This is a genomic window from Gordonia sp. NPDC003585 (genome assembly GCF_040610755.1).
Taxonomy (GTDB): Bacteria; Actinomycetota; Actinomycetes; order Mycobacteriales; family Mycobacteriaceae; genus Gordonia.
In genome coordinates this window covers 2,019-5,579 of record NZ_JBEXMX010000149.1, presented here as the reverse complement: position 1 = coordinate 5,579, position 3,561 = coordinate 2,019, and the positions used below count along the sequence as shown (strand labels likewise).

Here is a 3,561-nt window from a genome sequence, read left to right as displayed (position 1 = left end):
GGCGCTGGAGGGCTTAGCTTCCGGGTTCGGAATGGAGCCGGGCGTTTCCCCTCCGCTATGGCCGCCGTAACATTATGAAACCCCACACAACAGGGTTTGTTTGTTGTGTGTTGTCTCGGAAGTACATAGTGGATGCGAGTCAATCTTTTGAGTGTTAGATGTTGTTGGTAAGTCCTCGGCCGATTAGTACCAGTCACCTGAACCTATTACTAGGCGTACAGTTCTGGCCTATCAACCCCATGGTCTGTAGGGGGCCTTAACCACTCGAAGGTGGTGAGAAACCTCATCTTGGAACAGGCTTCCCGCTTAGATGCTTTCAGCGGTTATCCCTTCCGAACGTAGCTAACCAGCAGTGCCCCTGGCGGGACAACTGGCACACCAGAGGTTCGTCCGTCCCGGTCCTCTCGTACTAGGGACAGGTTTCCTCAAGTTTCTAACGCGCGCGGCGGATAGAGACCGAACTGTCTCACGACGTTCTAAACCCAGCTCGCGTGCCGCTTTAATGGGCGAACAGCCCAACCCTTGGGACCTACTCCAGCCCCAGGATGCGACGAGCCGACATCGAGGTGCCAAACCATCCCGTCGATATGAACTCTTGGGGAAGATCAGCCTGTTATCCCCGGGGTACCTTTTATCCGTTGAGCGACACCGCTTCCACTTGCCGGTGCCGGATCACTAGTCCCGACTTTCGTCCCTGCTCGACATGTACGTCTCACAGTCAAGCTCCCTTGTGCACTTACACTCAACACCTGATTGCCAACCAGGCTGAGGGAACCTTTGGGCGCCTCCGTTACATTTTGGGAGGCAACCGCCCCAGTTAAACTACCCACCAGGCACTGTCCCTGAACCCGATCAGGGTCCGAGGTTAGAAGTCCAATACGATCAGAGTGGTATTTCAACAACGACTCCACAACCACTGGCGTGGCCGCTTCACAGTCTCCCACCTATCCTACACAAACCGAACCGAACACCAATACCAAGCTATAGTGAAGGTCCCGGGGTCTTTTCGTCCTGCCGCGCGTAACGAGCATCTTTACTCGTACTGCAATTTCGCCGAGTCTGTGGTTGAGACAGCAGAGAAGTCGTTACGCCATTCGTGCAGGTCGGAACTTACCCGACAAGGAATTTCGCTACCTTAGGATGGTTATAGTTACCACCGCCGTTTACTGGGGCTTAAATTCTCAGCTTCACACACCAAAGGTGCATTAACCGGTCCTCTTAACCTTCCAGCACCGGGCAGGCGTCAGTCCGTATACATCGTCTTACGACTTCGCACGGACCTGTGTTTTTAGTAAACAGTCGCTTCTCTCTGGTCTCTGCGACCCCACCCAGCTCACGTCGTCAAGACGGTCACCAAGCGAGGTCCCCCTTCTCCCGAAGTTACGGGGGCATTTTGCCGAGTTCCTTAACCACAGTTCTCTCGATCGCCTTAGTATTCTCTACCTGACCACCTGTGTTGGTTTGGGGTACGGGCCGTGTACCAACTCACTAGAGGCTTTTCTCGGCAGCATAGGATCATGGACTTCGCCGCAACGGCTACGCATCACCTCTCAGGCACATGAAACACGGATTTGCCTATGTCTCGCCCTACAGGCTTACACCAGGACTTCCACCACCTGGCACCACTACCTTCCTGCGTCACCCCATCGCTTGCCTACTACCAGCCGAGGTCCCACGCAGCCCCCGCCAGCTACCCGAAGGCAGTCTGTTGGGATTTGGGTGGTTAGTACAACTGATTCAGCATGGGCGCGGATACACGGGTACGGGAATATCAACCCGTTGTCCATCGACTACGCCTGTCGGCCTCGCCTTAGGTCCCGACTCACCCTGGGCGGATTAGCCTGGCCCAGGAACCCTTGGTCATTCGGCGGCAGAGTTTCTCACTCTGCTTTCGCTACTCATGCCTGCATTCTCACTCCCACACCCTCCACCACTAGATCACTCTGTGGCTTCCACGGATGCAGGACGCTCCCCTACCCACCCACACACCTGGCCACCACCCCGTAAGGCAGTGACGGGCTTATGTGAGTGCCGCGGCTTCGGCGGTGTACTTGAGCCCCGCTACATTGTCGGCGCAGGATCACTTGACCAGTGAGCTATTACGCACTCTTTCAAGGGTGGCTGCTTCTAAGCCAACCTCCTGGTTGTCTTCGCGACCCCACATCCTTTTCCACTTAGTACACGCTTAGGGGCCTTAGCCGGCGATCTGGGCTGTTTCCCTCTCGACTACGAACCTTATCGCCCGCAGTCTCACTGCCACGCTCTCACTTACCGGCATTCGGAGTTTGGCTGACGTCAGTAACCTAGTAGGGCCCATCGGCCATCCAGTAGCTCTACCTCCGGCAAGAAACACGCAACGCTGCACCTAAATGCATTTCGGGGAGAACCAGCTATCACGGAGTTTGATTGGCCTTTCACCCCTACCCACAACTCATCCCCTCCATTTTCAACTGAAGTGGGTTCGGGCCTCCACGACGTCTTACCGTCGCTTCACCCTGGCCATGGGTAGATCACTCCGCTTCGGGTCTAGACCCAGCGACTATCAACGCCCTATTCAGACTCGCTTTCGCTACGGCTACCCCACACGGGTTAACCTCGCCACTGAGCACTAACTCGCAGGCTCATTCTTCAAAAGGCACGCCATCACCCACCACCGACCAAACGATGCACAGGCTCTGACGGATTGTAAGCGTCCGGTTTCAGGTACTATTTCACTCCCCTCCCGGGGTACTTTTCACCTTTCCCTCACGGTACTAGTCCGCTATCGGTCACCAGGAAGTATTCAGGCTTACCGGGTGGTCCCGGCAGATTCACAGCAGATTCCACGAGCCCGCTGCTACTTGGGCACCCATCACGCAAGACCGCATGTTTTCAGCTACCGGACTCTCACCGACTACGGCAGACCATTCCAGGCCACTTCACCTAACACACGATTTTCTCACTCACGCTTCCACAGGTAGATGGAAGAAGATGAACCCCACAACCCCACACACACAACCCCTACCCGGTATCACATGCGCATGGTTTAGCCTCCTCCGCTTTCGCTCGCCACTACTCACGGAATCACAATTGTTTTCTCTTCCTATGGGTACTGAGATGTTTCACTTCCCCACGTTCCCCCCACACCAGCTATACATTCACTGGGTGGTAACACGACATCACTCGTGCTGGGTTTCCCCATTCGGACACCCTCGGATCACAGCTCGTTTGACAACTCCCCGAGGACTATCGCGGCCTACCACGTCCTTCATCGGCTCCTGGTACCAAGGCATCCACCGAACGCCCTAAAACACTTACAACAACACCTACAAACCCACAGGGGAACAAACCCCCGCGAAAATGTAGAAAAACAAAAACTCGAACAAAACACACAAACCAAAAATGATTCGTAATGCATTGCAAAAATAAAGATGCTCGCATCCACTATGCACTTCTCAAACAACACACACCTGCACAACCCTGACCGCTCCAGCCCCCATCACAGGAACCCTCACCACAATCATCGCCATGCAAGCCCAGAAGAAACGTGTGTTCCCTCAGAACCCCGATAGCGTGACAACG

2 rRNA genes are annotated in these 3,561 nt (G+C 55.0%); both read right to left on the bottom strand.

From position 1 onward, the window contains the following. Nucleotides 1-69 (bottom strand): 5S ribosomal RNA (gene rrf / locus ABZW74_RS23790); the annotation flags it as partial. Nucleotides 70-163: 94 nt separating this feature from the next. Further along, nucleotides 164-3,299, bottom strand: a 23S ribosomal RNA gene (locus tag ABZW74_RS23785). Nucleotides 3,300-3,561: the final 262 nt, after the last annotated feature.